At 60.3% G+C, this 20,209-nt stretch carries 18 protein-coding genes and 1 tRNA gene; 8 read left to right on the forward strand and 11 right to left on the reverse strand.

What is annotated here, in order from left to right; all coding sequences use genetic code 11:
• Positions 1 to 254: 254 nt before the first annotated feature.
• From NZ585_01325 to NZ585_01340, 4 genes are all read right to left on the reverse strand, one after another.
• Entirely contained in the window at positions 255 to 1,493 is a 1,239-nt protein-coding gene (locus tag NZ585_01325) for a competence/damage-inducible protein A (protein MCS7078678.1), read from the reverse strand.
• Between the two features lie 37 nt (positions 1,494 to 1,530).
• The gene (locus NZ585_01330) at positions 1,531 to 4,836 is read right to left on the reverse strand and encodes a UvrD-helicase domain-containing protein (protein MCS7078679.1); all 3,306 of its coding nucleotides are present in this window, start codon (positions 4,834 to 4,836) and stop codon (positions 1,531 to 1,533) included.
• A 90-nt stretch (positions 4,837 to 4,926) separates the two neighbouring features.
• Positions 4,927 to 6,126 carry an alpha/beta hydrolase family protein gene (locus NZ585_01335; GenBank protein MCS7078680.1) on the reverse strand — a complete coding sequence of 400 codons (1,200 nt, stop codon included), beginning with the start codon at positions 6,124 to 6,126 and terminating at the stop codon, positions 4,927 to 4,929.
• 14 nt (positions 6,127 to 6,140) lie between these two features.
• Entirely contained in the window at positions 6,141 to 6,512 is a 372-nt protein-coding gene (locus NZ585_01340; GenBank protein MCS7078681.1) for a PilZ domain-containing protein, read from the reverse strand.
• A gap of 151 nt (positions 6,513 to 6,663) precedes the next feature.
• Here NZ585_01340 and NZ585_01345 point away from each other — a divergent pair, with 151 nt between their 5' ends.
• The gene (locus tag NZ585_01345) at positions 6,664 to 7,974 is read left to right on the forward strand and encodes a S41 family peptidase (protein MCS7078682.1); all 1,311 of its coding nucleotides are present in this window, start codon (positions 6,664 to 6,666) and stop codon (positions 7,972 to 7,974) included.
• A gap of 85 nt (positions 7,975 to 8,059) precedes the next feature.
• Positions 8,060 to 8,135 (forward strand) — tRNA-Glu (locus NZ585_01350).
• A gap of 154 nt (positions 8,136 to 8,289) precedes the next feature.
• On the opposite strand, the gene NZ585_01355 is transcribed toward NZ585_01350, so the two are convergent.
• The 5 genes from NZ585_01355 to NZ585_01375 form a co-directional block, all read right to left on the reverse strand.
• Entirely contained in the window at positions 8,290 to 8,706 is a 417-nt protein-coding gene (locus tag NZ585_01355) for a hypothetical protein (GenBank protein ID MCS7078683.1), read from the reverse strand.
• A 5-nt stretch (positions 8,707 to 8,711) separates the two neighbouring features.
• Positions 8,712 to 9,062: a cell division protein ZapA gene (locus NZ585_01360; GenBank protein ID MCS7078684.1), complete on the reverse strand. Its 351-nt coding sequence runs from the start codon at positions 9,060 to 9,062 to the stop codon at positions 8,712 to 8,714.
• A 142-nt stretch (positions 9,063 to 9,204) separates the two neighbouring features.
• The gene (locus tag NZ585_01365) at positions 9,205 to 9,489 is read right to left on the reverse strand and encodes a hypothetical protein (protein MCS7078685.1); all 285 of its coding nucleotides are present in this window, start codon (positions 9,487 to 9,489) and stop codon (positions 9,205 to 9,207) included.
• Between the two features lie 78 nt (positions 9,490 to 9,567).
• The gene (pheT, locus tag NZ585_01370; GenBank protein MCS7078686.1) at positions 9,568 to 11,616 is read right to left on the reverse strand and encodes a phenylalanine--tRNA ligase subunit beta; all 2,049 of its coding nucleotides are present in this window, start codon (positions 11,614 to 11,616) and stop codon (positions 9,568 to 9,570) included.
• A 64-nt stretch (positions 11,617 to 11,680) separates the two neighbouring features.
• On the reverse strand, positions 11,681 to 12,184 hold the full coding sequence (locus tag NZ585_01375) for a 3-hydroxyanthranilate 3,4-dioxygenase (GenBank protein ID MCS7078687.1): 504 nt from the start codon (positions 12,182 to 12,184) through the stop codon (positions 11,681 to 11,683).
• A 212-nt stretch (positions 12,185 to 12,396) separates the two neighbouring features.
• On the opposite strand from NZ585_01375, the gene NZ585_01380 reads away from it, so the two are divergent.
• The 5 genes from NZ585_01380 to NZ585_01400 all read left to right on the forward strand — a co-directional run bounded on the left by NZ585_01380 (position 12,397) and on the right by NZ585_01400 (position 16,919).
• The gene (locus NZ585_01380; GenBank protein MCS7078688.1) at positions 12,397 to 13,158 is read left to right on the forward strand and encodes a rhomboid family intramembrane serine protease; all 762 of its coding nucleotides are present in this window, start codon (positions 12,397 to 12,399) and stop codon (positions 13,156 to 13,158) included.
• Positions 13,159 to 13,227: 69 nt separating this feature from the next.
• Positions 13,228 to 13,599, forward strand: coding sequence for a response regulator (locus NZ585_01385; protein MCS7078689.1), 372 nt, complete (start codon positions 13,228 to 13,230; stop codon positions 13,597 to 13,599).
• A 30-nt stretch (positions 13,600 to 13,629) separates the two neighbouring features.
• Positions 13,630 to 15,129 carry an Asp-tRNA(Asn)/Glu-tRNA(Gln) amidotransferase subunit GatB gene (gatB, locus tag NZ585_01390; protein ID MCS7078690.1) on the forward strand — a complete coding sequence of 500 codons (1,500 nt, stop codon included), beginning with the start codon at positions 13,630 to 13,632 and terminating at the stop codon, positions 15,127 to 15,129.
• Positions 15,130 to 15,355: 226 nt separating this feature from the next.
• Positions 15,356 to 15,721 carry a 30S ribosomal protein S20 gene (rpsT, locus tag NZ585_01395; protein ID MCS7078691.1) on the forward strand — a complete coding sequence of 122 codons (366 nt, stop codon included), beginning with the start codon at positions 15,356 to 15,358 and terminating at the stop codon, positions 15,719 to 15,721.
• A gap of 13 nt (positions 15,722 to 15,734) precedes the next feature.
• On the forward strand, positions 15,735 to 16,919 hold the full coding sequence (locus NZ585_01400; protein ID MCS7078692.1) for a hypothetical protein: 1,185 nt from the start codon (positions 15,735 to 15,737) through the stop codon (positions 16,917 to 16,919).
• Positions 16,920 to 16,984: 65 nt separating this feature from the next.
• On the opposite strand, the gene NZ585_01405 is transcribed toward NZ585_01400, so the two are convergent.
• Entirely contained in the window at positions 16,985 to 17,605 is a 621-nt protein-coding gene (locus NZ585_01405) for a PilZ domain-containing protein (GenBank protein ID MCS7078693.1), read from the reverse strand.
• 172 nt (positions 17,606 to 17,777) lie between these two features.
• Positions 17,778 to 19,739, reverse strand: coding sequence for a tetratricopeptide repeat protein (locus tag NZ585_01410; GenBank protein ID MCS7078694.1), 1,962 nt, complete (start codon positions 19,737 to 19,739; stop codon positions 17,778 to 17,780).
• Between the two features lie 46 nt (positions 19,740 to 19,785).
• Here NZ585_01410 and NZ585_01415 point away from each other — a divergent pair, with 46 nt between their 5' ends.
• Positions 19,786 to 20,163: a DUF2752 domain-containing protein gene (locus tag NZ585_01415; GenBank protein MCS7078695.1), complete on the forward strand. Its 378-nt coding sequence runs from the start codon at positions 19,786 to 19,788 to the stop codon at positions 20,161 to 20,163.
• Positions 20,164 to 20,209 lie beyond the last annotated feature (46 nt).

The raw sequence follows: 20,209 nt of genomic DNA on the forward strand, positions 1-20,209 counted from the left end.
AGCTGTTTCCACTGAGCCAAGCGTGAAGCTTTGCTTCTCAATCTGCGCCTTTGCAGCTCTGGGGGAGACAAACCGACGGTTCCCGCTGTGTCCGCCACCAGTCCAAATAGGCGGTTACGGAGCGCCGCCAAGTTTGTCCACACTAGGCTGTCGTGGCGCACCCGCCGTCCGAAGCGCCGCGCCTTCTCGTAAAGGGAGCCGTCTCAGAACGGCGAAGCGCCGCCCTCGGTAGCAGAAAGCCTCCTGCGATCTTTTCACAGTAGGAAGGTGCGCCGCACCAAATCGAGCGCAACTTGCGAGGCCAGCTGGCGAATCCGGTCGCGGTCGCCCGGCAAAATAAACCGCCGGTGCGTCGTCACGAAGTCGCCGGCGACGCCGACATACACCAGTCCAACCGGCTTTTCATCCGTACCCCCGTCGGGACCGGCGATACCGGTCACGCCCACGCCGATAGTTGTCTGCGCGCGCGCCTTAACGCCGGCCGCCATCGCCTCTGCCACCTCCGCGCTGACCGCGCCATGGGTGGCGATCAGTTCCGCCGGGACGCCCAACAGTCGCGTCTTGGCCTCATTGGCGTACGCAACGACGCCCTCGATGAAATACTTGGAACTGCCCGGCACGTCCGTCAGCCGCTTAGCAAGCAATCCGCCCGTGCAGCTTTCGGCCGTGGCAATCGTATAGCCTTTGACCGTCAGCCGTAGGCCAATGACTTGCTCCAGCGTCTCGCCGCGATGGGAAAACACGTTCGCACCAAGCGCCTCCTCGACTTGCCCAACCAACTTGTCAAGCAGGGCGTCGGCCTCCGCATCCGACGGCGCTTTAGCCGTAAAATGCAACTCGACTTCCGTGTTGTTGAACAGAATCGTCGTGGTCGGATTAGTGTAGCGCGTGTAAATCGGCGCAATTAGGCTGTCCACCTGCGACTCACCCATCCCGGCAACGCGCAGCGTCCGCGTGCGGAGACGGACGCCGCCAGCTCGGCATTCCAGCCGGGGGCGGACATACGCCGTAAACATCGGACGCATTTCGCGCGGGGGCCCCGGCAAAACCACCAGCAGTCGGTCGCCTTCCTCAAGGATTAGACCCGGCGCCGTTCCGTACTCGTTGCGCAGCGGTTCGGCGTCGCGCGGAATAAGCGCCTGCCGTTCGTTGTTGGCTGGCATAGTCAGCCCCCGGTCAGCGAACTGCCGGCGAATCCGCTCCAGCAGCTCCGGTTGCAACACCAGCGGACGCTGTGTGACGCGCGCGACGACCTTCCGCGTGATGTCGTCTTCGGTCGGCCCTAAGCCGCCGGTTGTAATCACAATCGGCGAGTTGCGCAGGGCGTCGCGGAGCGTTTCTTCAAGGAATGGTTCGTCGTCGCCAACGACGGTTTTGCGGCGCACCGCAATGCCAAGCGCATTGAGTTCGGCGGTCAGCCAAAGTGAGTTGGTGTCGCTACGGAACGGCGTCAGCAACTCTGAGCCGATGGCGATGATTTCAGCGTGGGACATAGGCGCACCAGTGAGTCAGACGTTGTGAGACGCTATGTTACGTCACGTCGCACACCATGGTGGAACCATCATCGCCAGACGAAACAACCGTTTCCGTACAGCCAAGATCGTCCAGAAAAGGCGACCGACACCGGGCTTGCACTGTGGTTTGGCCGCCATTCACATGTTGCGTACGCCGCGCCGCCCACGACAATGTCGCCTGTTTTTCCGCGCGCGTCAGTCCTACGTAGAGCAGTCGCCGCTCCTCCTCAAGCTTTTTTGGGTCATTTTTCACCAAACGGTCAGTCGGCTGTCCGTCCGACGGCGGGCCGGCGTCTTCAAGCGCGGGCAGCCAGACATAGCCGAACTCAAGGCCCTTGGCGGCGTGGATGGTCATCAGCGTTACGGCGTCACAGTCGCGCCACGTGTCGGCCGCAGTGAAGAGGCGCGTAAAATCGAGCAACGCTGTCATCGCTTCGCGGACAGGCAAATCATCGTAGCGTTTGGCCACGGCCGCCAAGGTCGCCGCCGGACGAGTGAGCGCCGCGTCAGACGCCGCGCCGACGCGCCGCCGCCAAACGGCCACCGCCTGTTCCGCAGCCGGTTCAACGCTTAGCCGCGTCAGCAAGCCGTCGGCGGCGGCCGGTTTCCACATCGCCGCGCCCGCCTGAAAGAGCCGTGAGACGGCGGCTTCGGCCTCATCCATTTCGAGCAACATCGCCAGCGCCAGAACACCCAGCGTCTCCGCGCCCAGCGCATCACCGCGTCGCCGAGTGTAATCCGCCTGCATCCGCTCAAAGACCACTGCTAGGGTTTTTACGTCGTCAAGCGCGCGGTGGGCTGTTCCAGTGTCCACACCGTACAGAGCAGCCAAGTTCTCTAAACGGAACTTTTTGACGGCCGGTTGGTCGGCGTAAATCTGGCGCGCAAACGGAAGCGTATCGAACAGTGGGTTGTCGAGCCTGCAGCCGACATTACCCAAACGGCGCTTCAAGATGGGGAAGTCAAACGTTAGCCCGTTGTGCGCGACCAGCAAATCATCGCCGAGAAACTCCAGCAACGCCGGCGCTACGGCGTCAAAGGTCGGCGCGTTGGCGACCATCTCTGGCGTGATGTGGTGGGTTTTCTGGGCTTCGAGCGCAATCGTCTCTAGCGTAGGGCGCACAAGTTGGCTGTAGGTTTCCGTGATGACGCCGTCCCGAACGCGCGCCGCCGCGACCTCGACAATATCGCAGCGCTTAGGATCCTTGTCGGTCGTTTCCAAATCCACAACGGTGTAATGGGAAAACAGCGGGCGCAGGGTTTGCGCCAAGTAGGCGCGCGCCAGTTTCCAGAGAGCGACAAAGCGGCTCGGCCGTGCGCCGCGTTCGTCGGCTGGAAGCGCGTCAGTCCGCACCACCAAACGCGCTCGCATGCCGGTTGGTGCGTCATCACACGCCAGCGCGATGACGCCGGAAAACTTCCAGCGTGCAACGGCCGCTCGCTCAGCGGCAGCGTCCAGCGCTAGTAAAACCGCTTTTTCGTGCGGGAGGGCGTCGCCTAGGAGGTGACACGGCAGAACGTGAAAGCGGGCTTGTCCGGCGAGGGTCTGCGTCAGGAGCACGGCCGCCGCGTCTTCAATTAGCGGCGATTCAGCGGCGATGACCAGTGCGCCCGCCAGTTCGGAAAGTCGCGCCAACCACAGGGCCGCCTTCTGAATATCGTCCGGCGTCGTGAGCAGCGAAGGCAGGGCGGCACCCGGTTCGAGAAACGCGCTGACGGCAGCGATCCAGTCGGAAAGACATGACGCCCTATCGAGGTAGATTTCTCCGATCTTCAAAAGACCAATGAGGCGACCGGCGGTGTGCCGTAAACCGGCGTCGTTGTCTTCAAGCGCCGCCCGAAGCGCCCATCGCAACGCCTGCCTAGTCGCAGGCGCATACCCCTGCCAGCCTTTCTCAAACTTCCGACGGATGGCTTCGTCGGCAACAGCGCCGATGAGTTCGGCAACAGCGAGATCATCGTCGGGGTTGAGCGCCGCCCGCATGAGGAGGAGAAGTCGCTTGACTTCCGGCGCGTCATAGACGCCTCGGCGTCGGACAACCTGGCACGGGATTCCTAACGCCAAGAGCGCGGACTCAAACGCCTCACCGATGTCGTGGCGTCGGTAAAGCACCGCCATGTCGGAAAACGGAACGCCCGACCGTCGCTTATCCTGAATATCAGCCGCAACGCCGTGTATTTCCGCAATGTCGTCGGCGTAGCGATACAGACGAACAGGCGCTCCATCGGGACGATGCGCGCGCGGCGTTTTGTCAAACAGGCGCGGCGCGCGCGCCAGCAGCCGATTCGCCGCCGCCACAATATTGCCCGAGCAGCGGTAGTTGGTTTCGAGCCGGAACACGGCGCGGTCATCGCCGCCTAGAAATTCAGTGAAGAACTGATGAATGTTTTCAGGGCGCGCGCCGCGCCACGCAAAGATGGATTGGTCGTCGTCGGCGACAGCGAACACCGGAATGACGTTTTGGTAGGTTTTGGCGTTTGTGTCCCAGTCAAGCGCCAACCGCTTGAGGATGGCGTACTGCGCCGCGTCGGTGTCCTGAAACTCATCCACTAGAATGAAGCGCCAGTCGCAGCGCACTTCAAATAAAACGTCGTCATTGGCGAGCAGGCGTTCAGTGAGTGTCAGAATGTCGTCAAAGTCAATCAGCGCGTTCCGACGCAGATAGGCTTCGTACTCGGCGAAAAACGAGTTGGAAGCCCGCAACAGGTCTTCCGGCGACGCTGAGCAGACTGCTGCGCCTACGCCCGCGTTGGATCGCCGGTCGCCGATCCGGACTTGCGAAAATTTTCTCAGAATTTCCTTCGCGTTTTTTTCGTCCATGCCAGCTTTCAATCGCTGGAGCGCAGTGATTTGCGCCGCTTCATCGGCGACGCCGAAGTACTCAGGAAGACCAACGTGTTCGTGGTAGCGCCGGAGGAGTTGCAGGCAGAAACTATGAAACGTGCCGACGGCAAGCCGTCCGGTCTCACCGGGCAACAGGCGGCGCAGGCGGTCACGCATTTCTTCCGTGGCTTTGTTGGTGTAGGTCACGGCCAGCACCGCTGACGGCGGGACACCAAGGCGGGTTACGGCATAGACGGCGCGATACGTCAGCGTGCGCGTTTTACCTGTTCCCGGGCCGGCCAAAACCAGATGTGAGGTCAACGGCGCTTCGACGGCCTGTTTCTGTTCGTCGCTGAGCTGGAAGCCCTGGGTGGTGGGGGCATCCATAGCCGCCAGCGGGCCAAAAGGCTCGGTGGTCGTGTTTGACGGGGACGACAGCATCAGCAGTGCACCTGGCTCTAGCGGCTGCGCCCTAGTGGGCAAGGCGTTCGCGGACATACCGAAACACGCGCCGTCCTTACCACGCTTACCGCACAGGTGAAAAGCGTTCCCAGCACAGCAAGTCGCCTTCGTCCGGCGGCGGTTTCCCTAATGCGGCGGTGACGCACCACGATAGATACCCTCGTCGTTGGGAAGCAACGCAGACGGACGCAGCGTTCGGGCGCGCGGCCGCAGAACAGCCGGAAGCTGACTTTGCAGCGCCCGGCGGACAACGTGCCCGCCCGGATTCAAATGCTTGCGCATGTGGTCAATCATCAGGTAGCCGTCGTGAAACTTGAAGGGCGTTTCGCCGGTTGTGTAGTGACCGCAGTACATCCAGGCCGACTTGTAGGGCGCGCGATGCCGCTCAAATTCACTCATGGCATGGCGCGTCAGGTGCGGCAGAAAGGTCATGTCATAGCGGGCGGCAATCAGCAGGGTTTTCTTGTGGCGGTTTTCCGGGCGACCCAACCGCTCGATGTAGGGGAACGGACTAATCGGCAGCCAGTAGTCGCGTAGGTCGTAACGTGTCACGTGGTGTTCAAGGCCGGCGCGAACGTGGCTGGTTGAAATGCCCGTCCAAACGACATCGGCGAAGTAGCTTGAGACGTGGTTGAACGCCGCCACCTGAAGGCGCGGGTCGAAAACATACGCTAGAAAAGCCACGCACGAACCAATGCTTGTGCCGATGATGCCAAAGCGGGTGTAGCCTTGGCTTTCAAGCCAATCCAAAACAAGCCGCACCTCGTGAACCGCCTGCCGGACAGCTTGGATGGTTCGCCCGATGTTGGGGCTGACCATGTAATCGGCTCGCACCTGGTGTACGGGCCGCCGACTGCCGTGATAGGGCAAACTAAGCCGCACCGCTGCGATGCCAAAGGCGTTGAGTCCCCGGCAGACCGAGACATGACTGGCGTAATCGGCATTCCACTGCGGAAGCACCAGCACAACCGGCGGGCGCGTCGTCGCACCCCATCGCTCGCGCACCGGAAAGTACCGCGCCCAAGCAAGGTTGTTCGGCTCATCCGGCGTTTGAATCGAGCTTGGGAACGTCAGCCAGCCGTCGTGCAGATGCCAATCGGTGAGCGGAGGGGGCGTGAAAAAGCGTTCGCTGGCTGGGAGCGTCCGCCGGGCGTATTCACGTAAGAACGCCGGCGGGTCGGGGAAGTCCGCCGCTGACAGCGGCACATCCAAGTGCTCGGCGTGGGCGGTGAGATGTTCCACTCCCCACGCGAAAGGAGACGCATGCCGGTGCCGATCCACCTTCGAGAGACGTAGTTCCCACGCCTGAATAAAACGCTTCAGCATGGCGGACGACAAGCCTAACCAACCGCCGAGGTTTCACTGAATGCGCCGCCTGTGATCGCCGCATCACTGAAAATCACGAATGTGTCGTCGTCAATCGGTCCCAGACCAACGTGGCGCTCCCCTTCAAACTCACGAACCCAAGCGACGACCATCATCTCTTTGCGTTCGGCGTTGATGGTCGGCAGCGCCAGATTGAGCTTCTCGCCGACCGTCACTTCCAACGGGGTGATGACACACGCGCCGCGCCGGCTAATGGAAATACACTGGGCGGAGGCATCGCGCTTTAGGCCATCCCGGCCAAAAACCTCAACCACAGCCGGTAAACGGCATGTCAGTCGGTTCTCACGTCGCAAGGTTTCAAATTTCGACTCTTCGGTTGTCGTCATGGTGCTTGGCCTGCTCCCTGTAACGTTGCACCGTACTGGGCCTGTCCTAGTCCTTTTCGCTATCCAAACACAACCAGATGACTATTTTCCAGCTTGCCGTGAGTGAAACCGGACGGTAGATTGGTAATCTCTTCGTCGCCGAACTCTACCCATGCAGTCAAAGCACGGCATTGCTTTGCCATCCATTCGGTCACGTCTGAACTGGCGGCGGTTTTTGCTTCGGCGGCCGCTTCTTGTTTTCGTTCTCGGTCTGCTTCTCATCGGCGGCGTCACAAAGCCGACGTATCCGGCTGTTCCGACACCCCCGGCGACCATCTCAGAGACTGCAGCCGACGCCCGAAGCAACGCGCGTGTGTTCGACACGGTATGTCGGCTGGTCGAACGTAAGTACTATGACCCAAAACTGCGCGGCGCCAACTGGGCTGCTCTGACTGAGCGATTACGCCGCGAGGCGCTGACCGCCACTGACGAAACAACGCTTTACAATGTCATCAATCGTCTCCTTGGCAGCCTACAAGATCAACACACCTTCGCCGTTCCTCCAACACGCGCGCGTGAGGAGAGGCAGGGTGCGCGGGTTGGGCTAGGAATTCAGTTGCGCAAGGTGGAGGGCCGGTGGGTTATTACCCGCGTTCTAGGTGGTTCGGCGGCTCAGGACGCCGGCCTTCGTCCAGGTTGGCTCATCGTGGAAATAGACGGTCGTCCTTTTGATGGATTCAACCCCGGGCAGACGTTTCGCGTCGGGCAATCCGTGCGGCTCAAGCTGCTTGACGCCGATGACCATCCTCGGCGCGTTGAAGTGATTTGTCGCGCCTTCGCCACCACCCCGGAGCAACGCGCCCGGCTTTTGCCGGAGGGACTGCTTTACCTGCGCTTTAGTGAGTTTGCGCCGAAAACCGCCTCTTGGATAGAGGAGCAAATCCGAGCCCACCCGCACGTTACGGGTCTGATCCTTGATTTGCGCGAGAATACCGGTGGTCTGCTTGACGCCTTAGCCAATTGCCTGCGGCTTATCTATCAGCAGGATGTTGTTTTTGGTGACTTCATTCAACGCAACCAGAAACCGCTGCGGATGCGCATCAGGGGCAACCGGAGCGCCTTCACTGGCGCAGTCATCGTGCTGACGGATGAGAACTCGGCTAGCGCCGCCGAAATCTTCGCTGCGGCGATACAGGACACCCAACGCGGCTTGGTGATTGGCCGACGCACTTCAGGAGCGGTTCTAGCCAGCATTCAGGAAGCGCTTCCCGACGGCGGCAAATTGCAAATCAGCATCCGCGACTACCGAACAGTGCGGGGCGTCCGGCTTGAAGGTCGCGGCGTGACTCCGGATATCGTTGTCAACCTGACCCTTCACGACCTCCGCCGCAACGTAGACGTTGACCTACAAGAAGCGTTGGCGCATTCGACGAGCCGTCCGCCGTTACCGCCGCCGTCGCCAGCGGCGCTTCCGCGCCGGTAATGTTGAGGCGAGCCGACAAAGCTTGACAGGCACTCTGAGGCTATGGCCAACTGCGCATTCGCTTTTTTCAAGAAAGCGCCCCTATGTCTCGTTCGTCTAGTGGCCTAGGACACCGCCCTTTCACGGCGGTAACACGGGTTCGACTCCCGTACGAGACACCACTCGCCGCCGAATTATCGGCGGCTTTATTTTGTCAAACCGGCTTCATTCGGACGACGTTCCAGTGGGCGCGCGACGCCTGCCCTGCTGGAAAAGCCTCTTCCTGCCGTGGGTTGGGTTCAACTGTGGCGGGAAGCCTGCTTGGCGTCGGCGAACTTAGGTTTCAACGCGGTGCGCCCGGAACAAAACGTTTGTCCCTAGTCGCTCACGAGCGTCCCAGAAGGCGCAGACCCACCACGAAACGTCATCCTGCCGATACACCCCGCGCGTGAGCGCGCACGCGCCCAACTCGCGTGTCATCTCCGCCAGCGCCGGTGCGTCACCGAGGTACTCAGCCCAGCGGTCGTCGTCAAGCGATTCCAAAGCGTAGTCAGTTGGAAAGAGGGCCCGACAACTTTCTAAATCAGGGTGGTGGGTCAGGATGAGCTGGGCCGGATCGCTTGACTCCGAACCCAGCCGGTCGCCGACTTGGAAGGTGAGGAGAAACAAGCGGTTGATCAAATCGAACTGTTCAGGCGTCATAGTAGTGTCTTCTGGTGGGCAATGACCGGCGTTGTCAGGGGCAAAGTGCATGGGCGCTACTTGGCGTCGTGCTTTGGATCAGGTTCAGTCGCAGGCGTCTTCTCTTTGCGCAGGACGGAGTCAATCAGATTGGCGTAATCACTGCTGCGTTCGCCGACGACGGCGTCAAGTTGCTCAAGTCGGCGGTTGGCTTGAAACAACTCGTCGGCGATGTTGAGCGCCGAGAGGATCGCTACACGCAGACTGTCCACCGTATGGGTGCTGCTCATCACTTCCCGCATTTTGCGGTCAACATACGCCGCGAGTTCGGAAATGTAGGCGCTGTTGCCGTCGCCGCGGATGTTGTAGACCTGCCCATAGATGCGGACCTCGACCGTCTGGGTACCGGTTTCACGTGGGTTTGCCATTTTGGATTGCCTCTACGCTGGAACCGGGTTTCTCACGAAGCCGACGCGAAACGCTTCAATCCGCCGCTTTCGTCGCTGCCTTCGCCGTCTCTAGCCAAACCCTGCCGTCTCTGTGGGCCGCCTTCGGCGGCTCGAAGCCCTGTTACGAGCGTCGCGCGGCTTCTGTCAACTCAGGTTCGACCAAGGCGATGGCGTCGAGCATAGCCTCCACCTTGCTTTTGATGGCGTCCCGTTCATTGAGCATCTGGTGCAAGCGCTGATTCAGGCGTTCATTTTCTTCGGCCCGTGAAGCCGCCTCCCGTTTGAGAGCGGCCACCTCGCGTTCGAGCGACTCCTTTTCCTGACGTAACAGTTTCGCATACTCGACGATGCGATAGAGCTTGTCTTCCAGATGGTTGAACTTTTCCATTCCGTTGAGCGTCGTCACGGCTTTCCCTCTGGCTCGATGGCTTCCTAGTGAATAGTGTCTCTGCCTGAGTTCGTCATCATGACACAGGGTTGAAGCTCAGCGAATAGTCGCACCAAAGCGACTGCATAGCGTTTCGACGACTCGGCGATGTCGCTCGGCGACCTCATCATCTGTGAGTGTTCGATCAGCCGCACGATACCACAAATTGAGCGTTACGGCGCGCTTTCCGGGTGGAATTTGCGCTCCGGTGAAAACATCCCGCAACCGAACCTGTTCCAGTTCTTCAATCCTAAGGTCGAGGACAGCCTGTTGAATGGCGGCAAAGGGGAGGACGGCGTCAAACAGCGCCGAGATATCGCGTTCGACGCGCGGGTAACGGGGCAAGGGACGGTAGACGGCGAAGCCACGCTGGTCGCTCAACAGCGCCGCCAACTCGATTTCCGCAACGTAGACCGGCGACTTAAAATCGAAATGCGCCGCCACAGCTGACCCCAGCCGACCCAAACGTCCAATCGGTTTATCATTGATACGGAGGACGCCCGCCTGTCCTGGAAAGAGGCCGATTGCGTTTTGTTCATCCGCCGGAACGACGACTGTCGTATGCCGACAACCCGCCGCATCACATAGCGCCTCCACAATCCCCTTGAGAGTGTGGAAGTTTTCCAGACTCGGCCGTCCGCGCCAATCGTCGGGCAAGCTCCGGCCGGACATGGCTAGAGCGAGATGTTCCGCCTCGACCAGTTTGCCGTCTGCTGTGTGAAAAACCTTCCCTATCTCAAACAACCGTATGTCATCTGTGCCGAAACGGAAGTTCCGTGCAACGGCCGTCAGCAGTCCTGGTAGGAGCGAGGTGCGCAACTCGGCCTCTTGTTGGTCAAGTGGGTTGGCGATCAGCATGCCACGCGGCGCGCCGACGGCGGCAAGGAGGTCGCCGGCGCACCAGCTAAACGAAATGGCTTCATAAAAGCCATGCGCCAGCAGCGTTTGGCGTATGACGCGACGGCGCTCGTCGCCGGGCAAATACTCGCCTGCCCCGTCCCAGCCGGGGAGCGTCGCCGGGACAGCGTCATAGCCGACATGCCGGACGACTTCTTCCACGAGGTCTTCTTCAATTGCTACGTCCACGCGAAAGCTGGGAACAATCCACTCTGTTTCGCCTTCCTCCTCGGTGACAAGCTCAAATCCTAAACCGGTCAGAATCTCCGCCGCCTTGGAAGGCGGAACCTCGACGCCGGTCAGTTCCGCAATCCGTGCATGGCGCAGGCGAACTGTGGTCGGCGTACGCGGCACGGCGACCACATCCAGCGGGCCTCCCAAAACTTCTCCGCCCGCGACGTCAACGATGATCTGCGCGCAACGGTCAAGCGCGCGGCGGACGTTTTCGACATCGGCCCCACGCTCAAAGCGGCGCGACGCCTCGGTGTGTAGCCCTAATGCGCGCGCCGTCCGGCGAACGGCGGCCGGCGCGAACCAGGCGCTCTCCAGCAAAACCTGGGTGGTTGCGGCGGAAATCTCACTATCCGCGCCGCCCATGACACCGGCGACGGCCACCGGACGTTCGGCGTCGCAAATCACGAGCATGTCCGGAGACAGCTCACGCCGAACGCCGTCCAACGTCGTGATGGTTTCACCGGAGCGCGCACAGCGGACGACGATGCGCCGTCCGATCAGGCGCTCAAAATCAAAAGCGTGCAGTGGGTGTCCCAGTTCCAGTAGGACAAAGTTGGTGGCGTCTACGATGTTGTTGATGCTGCGCTGGCCGACGGCGGCAAGCCGCCGCACCAACCAGTCAGGTGATGGACCTACCTTCACGCCTTGAATGATACGCGCCGCATAGCGATGACACAGATGAGGAGCTTCGACCTCGATCTGAACCGCTGGGCCAATCGGTTCAGCGCGTTCAACCAGATGGATTTCAGGGAAAGTCAACTGTGCGCCGGTCAAAACAGCCGCTTCACGAGCAAGGCCAAAGTGACACAACGCATCAGGACGATTGGTGGTCAAGTCGAAGTCAAAGATGAAGTCGTCTTCGTAAGGGGTGACGGCGTCCACAGCTAGTCCAGCGGCGGTGAAGCGTTCCGCTAGTTCACGCGCCGCGAGATTAGGCTTGACGTAGGTTTCAAGCCAGTTGTAGCTCACTTTCATAGGGCGTGTGGTTTTTAGGAGATGACGGAAAAGTGCGGGCTCAGGGGCGCAGACGACGCGCTGTTTAGGGTTGAAGTTGATGACCGCAGACGGTGCAGGTACGAGCCTGCTCATTGGCCCAAAATGCATCAAACAGCGGCTTGAGCTGGGTCGTGAGATCCGTCACATGCAGCGAAACTTCATGCAGACGGTTGCCGCAGTGGTCACAGTACCATTCAAACCGATCCAGTTCGTCGGGGCGCCGTACCCGCTCGATGACCAGTCCGAGGGTGTTGGGACCGCGCTGGGGGGAATGCGGTACAAGCGGCGGCAGTAGAAAAATTTCACCTTCTCGAATGGGTAGGTCCCGAAACTGCCCATCTTCAATCAGGCGCAACGTCATATCGCCTTCAAGCTGGTAGAAAAATTCCTCGCCCGGATCAATGTGATAATCCTTGCGCTGATTGGGGCCGCCAACGACCGTCACCATAAACTCACGGTCTTTCCAGATTTGAGCGTTACCCACCGGCGGGCGTAGCAAGTGACGATGTTCGTCAATCCACTGACGGAAGTTAATGGCGGTCAACATACGACATGCGCTCCCAAGCCAAAACAGAAAAGCCGACTCAGCCCATTCTAAGTTGGCGTCTGAAGCGATGGAAAGCCCTGCTAAACCCTCCAGTCAACCAAGGCGGCTCCGTTGCGTTGGTCGCCGTCCCGTGCGATAGTCATTGCCGCCGCGCCACGGGGCTCGGCGCACGGTTTTCAGCCGCTGGGAACTTGTTGTAGCTTGCCTTCAGTATGCGTCGTGTGTTTGATGAGCCGCCGTTGGGTGGTGGCGGCCCGCAGCCCGGTACGCTGTTTTTGATGGCTGCGACGACCGTGGTCATCATTGTGCGGGCGCTTGCGCCGGTCCCGTTCTTTTTTCTGCCGGAGGCGGTGCTCCGCGGCGCCGTGTGGCAGTTCCTGACCGCCACTATTACGCCGATGACGCCCGGTGGGTGGGTTATCGGTTTGTTGGTGCTCTACCTCTTTGGGAACGTGATTGAGCGAATGCTCGGCACGGTGCGTTTTTTAACGTTGTGCTTTGCCGGCGGCGCGGCGGCGTACTTGGGAACCCTGTTGACGGCCCTAGCCGTCTGGTTGGTTTTCCCATCGCCAACGCCCTCATTCATCTTCGCTGCCAGTTCGGCGACGCTGTTTTCGCTGATGGTCGGCGTTTTCGCCGCCCGCCTCTGGGAAACGCCGACGTTTTTCAACTTTGTCCAACTGCGTGGGCGGACGATTTTTTATGTCTCGGCGGCGATTGACAGCGTATTTTTGTTATACGGCTACCCGGATTCAGTTTCGGCGCTGTGGGCCTTGGGGATTGGGTTTTTGTATGTGCGTGGCGGTGAATTCGCCTGGTACCGTACGGCTCGTGATTGGGTGACAGGGCCTATTCGCCGCTGGCGGATTCGACGCCGATACAAAAACTTTCATGTCGCCGAATCGGAAATGCAACGGATGTGGGATGAACTGGAAGAACGTCTGAACCAAGAAGAGCGGCGTCCACGCCGCTGAAACGGCGGGCAAGCAGGCAACCCATTTTCAGGCAACCCATTTTGAAGAAAGCAAGGAGAGTGCGCCGAGATGAAACGTGTCCTAGCCGCCGATGACGACATTGGAACCCGCGCCGTGATCAAGAGTACGCTGGGGCGTGAGTTTGAGGTGGTGGCAGTGGAGAACGGCAAAATTGCGCTGGAGATGCTCCAACGTGACCCAAATTTTGCCTGTCTCCTACTCGACCTTGATATGCCGGAGATGGACGGCGGCGAGACCTACCGCCGGTTGCGGCAGATACCAGCGCTGGCGGATTTGCCGGTGATCATCCTGACCGGTGACGCCAGCGTACAAACGGAGGCAGAAGCCCTGCAGGCGGGCGTGGTGACATACTTCCGCAAGCCGTTCTCACCTTCGCAATTGCTTTCCATCGTTAAGGCGGCAACTCGCAACCGTTCATAGGCGCATCATTGCATGAATCAGTCCGTACCCATGTTTGATCTTGCCAAGCTGCTCCGTGAAAAGTACGAGCCAGTCATCGGTCTTGAAATCCACGCGCAACTCAACACAAGGAGTAAAATTTTTTGCCCCTGTCCGACTTACTTCGGCGCGGAACCAAACGCCAACACATGTCCAGTGTGTTTGGGGTTGCCCGGCGCGCTGCCGGTGCTCAATCAGGCCGTGGTGGAAAAAGCGGCGTTTGCGGCCTTTGCACTGAACCTCCACATCAATGAAGTCTCCATCTTTTCGCGGAAGAACTACTTTTACCCTGACTTACCCAAGGGCTATCAGATTTCGCAGTACGACCAGCCTTTTTCCGTCGCTGGGTATGTTGAAATTCCGACCAGCGAACGCGACGAAGGGGGGCGTCCGATTGAGTGGCGTTTGAAGCGGTTTCGAATTCAGCGCATGCACATTGAGGAAGACGCGGGTAAGAGCCTGCACGAGGGCATGCCGGACTCGGCCAAAGTCTCCTACGTCAACCTTAACCGCAGCGGCGTGCCGTTGGTGGAGATTGTCAGCGAGCCGGATTTCCGCAGCAGTTGGGAAGCGTACGACTACGTGCAGTATTTGCGGCGTGCATTGCTCTACGTGGACGCCTGCGACGGCAACATGGAGGAGGGAAGCCTGCGCTGCGACGCAAATGTTTCCATTCGGCGGCGGGGCAGTGACACGTTCGGCGTCCGTACAGAAACGAAAAACCTCAACTCCTTTCGTTTCATTCAGCGGGCGATTGACTACGAGATTGCGCGGCAGATTCGGATTCTTGAGGAAGGTGGTCACATCGTGCAGGAGACGCGCTTGTGGAATGAACGCGAGGCGCGCACATACACGATGCGCACCAAGGAGGAAGCGCATGACTACCGTTACTTTCCTGAACCAGACCTACCGCCGTTGGTCTTGAGCGCAGAAACCATTGCGGCGTTGCGCGCCCGGATGCCGGAGCTACCAGAGCCGCGTCGTCGGCGTTTCGCCGAGACCTATGGGCTTTCCCTAGAGGACTCGACGTTGATGACGACAACCCGCGAAGCGGCGGACTTCTTCGAAGCCTGCGTCAAGGCGAGCGGTAACGCGCGCGCCGTCTTCAACTGGATCGCCAATGAACTGCTGGCCCGCGTTCCGGTTGAAAAACTGTCGCTCGCCACATCGCCTGTTAGTCCCGAAGCGTTGGCCGAACTCATTGCTTTGATTACCGACGGCACGCTGAGCAACAAGTTGGCAAAGGAAGTTTTTGAACGAATGTTGACGACCGGCAAGCCGGCCAAGCTGATTGTACAGGAGTTAGGCGGCGGCCAAGTGTCGGACGTAGGACAGATTGAAGCGATTGCGTCGGAAGTTATCGCCGCCAACCCGAAGCAGGCGGCGGAGTACCGGGCTGGCAAGAAGCCGTTGTTTGCCTTCTTTGTTGGGCAGGTCATGAAGGCAACGAAAGGGAAGGCGAATCCGCAGGTCGTCAATGATGTGCTCAAGCGTTTACTGGACGCCCCATAGGAAGCTGAAAAAAGTTTCCAGGGGACAGCCCGGCGGCGATCAACCAAGACGCTTCAGCCAAGCGTGCGGACGGAAACCGACAAGCTCCGCCCTAGCGTTATTGGCACATGTTTACCGAAGCCGCCGACGCACGGTTTGACAGGGGCATTGACGAAAAGTGCCCCGAAACCTTATGCTGACCGACTCACTTTGAGCACAAGCTTGACAAGGAGACGAACCACCCTGCATGCCGAACAAGGCTTCTGCCCTCAAACGTGTCCGTCAAACAGAGCGGCGCAACGCTGTCAACCGTCGTAATCGGAGTCGTCTGCGCACGTTCATCAAGAAGTTTCGGGCGGCGCTCAAAAAGCCCGCTCCCGAAGACTTGGCGCTGCTTGAGCCGCAAAAGTTGGCCCGCGTCAAAAAGAAAGAGGCGACGGGTCTCCAGAAGGTGTACTTGGAGGCCGTTTCAATCATTGATAAGTCCGTTCAGAAAGGGATTATTCACCGCAACACGGCAGCCCGCTACAAATCACGGCTCTGGCGTCGCATCGTGACCACCCTCAATCATTACAAGGCCGGGGAGACAACCTCTCCGGCGGCCAACGCCTGAAGCGTCTGTTTTGGTGTCGCTTTGCGCCTTCCGCCGGCGATTTCGGTCGGCTCGTCTCCTGTGGGGGATCGTTTGGCTGATGATGTGGCCGGCGTCCGCACCGCGCACGAGCCAAAGCGTCGGTGCCGCCGTTGTCGCCGACCCACTGACGACCGTCGCTCCAAACACAGCGTATGCAGCCGACCTCGCCTTGGCGGCGCGCTATGCGCCGGTCTTCCACCAAGGTTTGGGGCAGACGCCGCGTTTTGACTACATCACCAACTTCGACTTCGACAACGACTGGCGCGGCGACAACAACTGGCAAAATGCCGAAGACACCCGTTTTCCGTTGGCTGCGTGGGTGTATTTTTCCGTCTGTGAAACAACGACGCACTACTTCATCCACTACGCGGTTTTTCACCCACGCGATTGGAAAGGCGGCAATCGGCGCGGCGTCGTCATGAGCGACCTGCTGCGCATCGGCGCACGCTATGGGCGGCGGTATGACCCAACCGGCGTGGTGGACGACCTCGTGCTGGCGCACGAAAATGATTTGGAAGGCTGTCTGGTGGTGGTCGCCAAGGCGCGCGGCGGCGCGGCGAACCGCGAACGGGTGGTGTTTGTGGAGTCGCTGTCCCACAACAAGTTTCTGCGTTACACGCCGGGGACCGGACAAGCCGCCAACACCGTTCGACTCGAAGGCGACCGGCCGCTGCTGTTCATTGAACCGCGCGGTCATGGCATTGAAGCTTACCGGGGCAGCCAACGTCAGCTTCGGGACTCGGACAAGGGCATCGTCCGCTATGAATACGCCGGTCAGCCGGGCGTTCCCGGCGACGGCGAACCGCCGCAACGACTGGGCTATGCGCTGACGCCGCTGGGGCCGACGCTCTGGGCGCGCGCACAAGGGGGACGCAACGAAACCTACGGCGAACAGTTCAACTATGGGACACGGCACATCACAGTCGCCGGGGGGCGGCGCGCGCTCTGGCTCGGCGTGTTGGGTTCGGCGTTTTTGGGCGTGAACGGCGGCCGGAACATGGCGCGGCCGCCGTGGGGTTGGTTTGATCGCAACGAGCGCCACCGCCCGCTCGGCGAGTGGTATTTTGACCCGGCGGCGACCATCAAGCGTCACTTTCAGCTTGGAAGCGACTTCTCAACCAGTTACGTTGCGCACCCGCTGCTGCAACCGGCGGCCGGTCGGACACCACGCGACTAGACGGTATAGAGAGGCGGCGTTGGCGGCCTGTGAGGTCTGGCGCAGCGAAAGCGCCGCATTCTGCACTAGTCTCCGTCAGACGCTTGCCGGCTTTCTTGGTTGGGCAACAGCCAAGCTCCGGCCGGCGTCAGGAACTCAACGCCGGCAAGAAAACGGCCTTCCTCCTCCTCATCAGGCCGAATGTTGCGCACAACGGCTTCAATCGTCTCCGCCGCATCGCCGCGCGTACCAAACAGATGCACATGCTCACCGGGCGCAAACTCTGTGGCAACGCGCAACTGTGCGCCGAGCAAACTTGTCACTTCCACAACGGCCAACTCCGCCCATAGCTTTCGCTGTAGGTTGTTCGCCACGAGAATGACCGGGTGGGAGACCGGAAAACGGGGCGCACGCCGCTTGCCGTTCGGGTCGGGATCGGTTTCGACGGCCGGCAGCGGCGCACGCGGCTTGCGGGAAAACGCCACTTCTTCAATCGCACGCCGGAGCAACTTGACCCGACTTTGCTCAAGCCGCTGCGCTTCAAGGACATCCCACAGCAAGAGATGCGCGTTGGGATCGGGGAAACCGCTCCACAACACACTGTAGATGCGCATCAAAGCTTCTTCATAGTTGCCCTGCTGAAAAGCTCGCCGCGCCAACTCAAGGTTGACTTGGGGTGAGCTCTGAGCGGTGTTGGTGGCGGTCATCGTTCGTTGCGTCAAACATCCGGGTTGAGCTTAGTGCTTGGCGCACGCTGTACTTAGCACGCTGTACTTAGCGCACGCTGACCCCTGGCCGAATGATGGTCGCTAAAAACCTTGACAGTGTGCGCCAAGGCGTCAAGCCGGTTTTGTCTCCGATGATTTTGCCGCGTCACGTTCAGTGAGAAAAGGCCGGTTCCATCGCCAGCCGCAAATTCGCGCGCGCCGACTCCGAAGCGGAGTCCACCCTAAGCGCCTCAACAAAGGCGCGGCGCGCAGCTTCATAGTTCCCCTGTTCGCCATGGATGACGCCGAGATTCACCCAAGCGTCACCCAACTGCGGGTCAAGCGCCACAGCCCGTTCAAGGGCAGCGCGTGCGGCGTCGGGCTGGTTCAGGCGCAGCAGGGTGACGCCGTAGCCGGCCCAAGCCGTCGCCAAGAAGGGATCGCGGCGCAGCGCGTCCTCGTAAATGGCGCGGGCTTCCGCGTAATGGCCGCCACGGTAAAAACCGGCCGCCGTGTTGGCGAGCACGTCGCCGGGTGGAACATACTGGCGTTTGCCGGCCTCATACCAACGGAGCGCCTCCTCGGTGCGTCCTTGGCGGGCAAGCGCGTTGGCGAGCGAAAAATACGCTTGCCAGCCCAGCGGATTACCTGCAATGGCCGCCCGGAACAGGGCTTCGGCTTCCGCGATGCGTCCCTGCCGAAGATAAAGTTGCCCCAGCAACGTACGCGGCGCGGCGCGATGCGCGCCAATCCTAATTGCCTGCTGCAAGGCGGCTTCAGCCGCCGCCACGTCCCCGGCGTCCTCATACACCTTGGCGATCCCCATCCAGCTCTTTGGATTGCCGGGTGCGTCGCGCAGCAGCGCCCGGCTGTAGGCTTCGTTGTCGGTCCAGTCCGGGTTGCGCGTAATCGTTCGCCACGCCATCAGCGCCAGTCCGACGACGCACAGTGCAACGGCGGCGGTTTTCCCTTCTGGCGCACGCCTGTAAAGCGTTTCCAGTCCAAGACCACCCAGCAGACAAATAGAGATTGAGGGCACGTATAGCACCCGTTCGGCGATCACCAGTCCAGTCGGAACGACAATGTTCGAGACCAGTGAAATCGAAACAAAGAACATCAAGACGGCGAACGCTACAATCGGCCGTCGCCGCCAAGCAGACAGCCCAATGCCAAGTACGGCGCTGACCAAGACGAGCGACAGCGCGACGCGGGGCGTGACAGTTGAAACCTTCGGAAAAAAGCTGAAGTCGTAAAAGGCGCAGAGTTTGTACGGGAAGACGAGCAGTCGGAAGTACTCGACAAACCCTTGCGACATCGTCAAAACGCGCGTCAGCCATGTATCGCCGTGAAAGTACGTCTGGTCGCCTTGGACACCGAAGCGTCCATTTACCAGCCGCCGGGTGACGATATAGCTTGCAGCGACAAGGAGAAAACCGCTGGCGTCCACCGCCGCCCGCCGCCACTCTGCGCGAGTTCGCAAGCGTCCGGCGCACAGCTCCGCCAATCCAATAACGCCGATGAGGGTGAGGGCGCTTTCCTTGGCGTACATCGCCACGGCGAACGCCGCCCACGCTAACCATCGCCAATGCCGTCCCTGTGCGATGCGCAAGTAGGCGTGCCAGCTCAAAAAACCGAAGCCGGCCGCCAGCAGCTCCGTTCGCCCGACGACCTGCGTGACTGCCTCGACATGCACCGGGTGCGCAGCGAACAGAAGCGCTGTGAACAACGCCAACAGCAACCGGCGCGTGTAGGCGGCGACCAGTCCGTAAAGCAGGCAACCGTTCAAGGCATGGAGCGCCAAGTTGACCAAGTGATATCCCAGCGGATGAAACCCGTGGACGGCGTAGTTGAGCGCCAAGCTGACGTTGACCACCGGGCGGTAGGTGGCGACCTCTTCGTAGCCGATCCCCCAGTACGGCTGGGCGAACACGCGATAAATGTGCGGTAGGTCACGGATGGCGCGGTTGACCGTCACCACCAGCACATCGTCTTGGGCGAAGCCGCAGTTGAGCGCGTTGGCGTAGCAGACGACCGTGACGAGACTGATGAGCAGGTAGGCCGTGCGCGCCGGAAGCGTCTTGTCGGCCGACGCAGCTTGCGCCGTCGCCGGGGCTGGATTATGGCTTTCAGGCATGAGGCTTACACCGGGTGCGTCTTTTGAAAACCGTGACCGTACAGCCATGATGGCATACCTTGCCGGTTTTCTCTTTACGTCGGCGGTCTTCATCGTGAGCGTTTTGTACCAACCGCCCGACACGCCGACCGTCACGCTGTGTACGCTGAAGACCACCACCGGCATTGACTGTCCAACCTGCGGCCTGACGCGCGCTTTTTGTGCGCTCGCCAAGGGGCAATGGACGCGCGCCCTACGTTTTCATCCCATGTCGCCGGTGATTTTCACCTTGTTCGGGTGGTGGTGGCTGCGCTCTCTGTTGCATTTGATGGGCCGCAGCCGCTGGGTTCAGCGTGTCGAAGGTTGGTTTCCGCCGTGGCCGACCGTTCTGGTCATAGCGGCGGGATTGCTGATCGGGTGGGCGTTCAAGCTCAAGTTGCAGTGAATCACAGATTCACCGTTGAACTTGTTATCGCTGGGATGTACGCTAC

Source organism: Chloracidobacterium sp., from assembly GCA_025057975.1.
Lineage (GTDB): Bacteria > Acidobacteriota > Blastocatellia > Chloracidobacteriales > Chloracidobacteriaceae > Chloracidobacterium.

Bases quoted from the DNA above. Each gene is read 5' to 3' on its own strand.
- NZ585_01325 (MCS7078678.1), bottom strand. From the start codon at position 1,493: ATGTCCCACGCTGAAATCATCGCCATCGGCTCAGAGTTGCTGACGCCG.
- NZ585_01330 (MCS7078679.1), bottom strand. From the start codon at position 4,836: ATGTCCGCGAACGCCTTGCCCACTAGGGCGCAGCCGCTAGAGCCAGGT.
- NZ585_01335 (MCS7078680.1), bottom strand. From the start codon at position 6,126: ATGCTGAAGCGTTTTATTCAGGCGTGGGAACTACGTCTCTCGAAGGTG.
- NZ585_01340 (MCS7078681.1), bottom strand. From the start codon at position 6,512: ATGACGACAACCGAAGAGTCGAAATTTGAAACCTTGCGACGTGAGAAC.
- NZ585_01345 (MCS7078682.1), top strand. From the start codon at position 6,664: ATGCAGTCAAAGCACGGCATTGCTTTGCCATCCATTCGGTCACGTCTG.
- NZ585_01355 (MCS7078683.1), bottom strand. From the start codon at position 8,706: ATGCACTTTGCCCCTGACAACGCCGGTCATTGCCCACCAGAAGACACT.
- NZ585_01360 (MCS7078684.1), bottom strand. From the start codon at position 9,062: ATGGCAAACCCACGTGAAACCGGTACCCAGACGGTCGAGGTCCGCATC.
- pheT (MCS7078686.1), bottom strand. From the start codon at position 11,616: ATGAAAGTGAGCTACAACTGGCTTGAAACCTACGTCAAGCCTAATCTC.
- NZ585_01375 (MCS7078687.1), bottom strand. From the start codon at position 12,184: ATGTTGACCGCCATTAACTTCCGTCAGTGGATTGACGAACATCGTCAC.
- NZ585_01380 (MCS7078688.1), top strand. From the start codon at position 12,397: ATGCGTCGTGTGTTTGATGAGCCGCCGTTGGGTGGTGGCGGCCCGCAG.
- NZ585_01385 (MCS7078689.1), top strand. From the start codon at position 13,228: ATGAAACGTGTCCTAGCCGCCGATGACGACATTGGAACCCGCGCCGTG.
- gatB (MCS7078690.1), top strand. From the start codon at position 13,630: ATGTTTGATCTTGCCAAGCTGCTCCGTGAAAAGTACGAGCCAGTCATC.
- rpsT (MCS7078691.1), top strand. From the start codon at position 15,356: ATGCCGAACAAGGCTTCTGCCCTCAAACGTGTCCGTCAAACAGAGCGG.
- NZ585_01405 (MCS7078693.1), bottom strand. From the start codon at position 17,605: ATGACCGCCACCAACACCGCTCAGAGCTCACCCCAAGTCAACCTTGAG.
- NZ585_01410 (MCS7078694.1), bottom strand. From the start codon at position 19,739: ATGCCTGAAAGCCATAATCCAGCCCCGGCGACGGCGCAAGCTGCGTCG.
- NZ585_01415 (MCS7078695.1), top strand. From the start codon at position 19,786: ATGATGGCATACCTTGCCGGTTTTCTCTTTACGTCGGCGGTCTTCATC.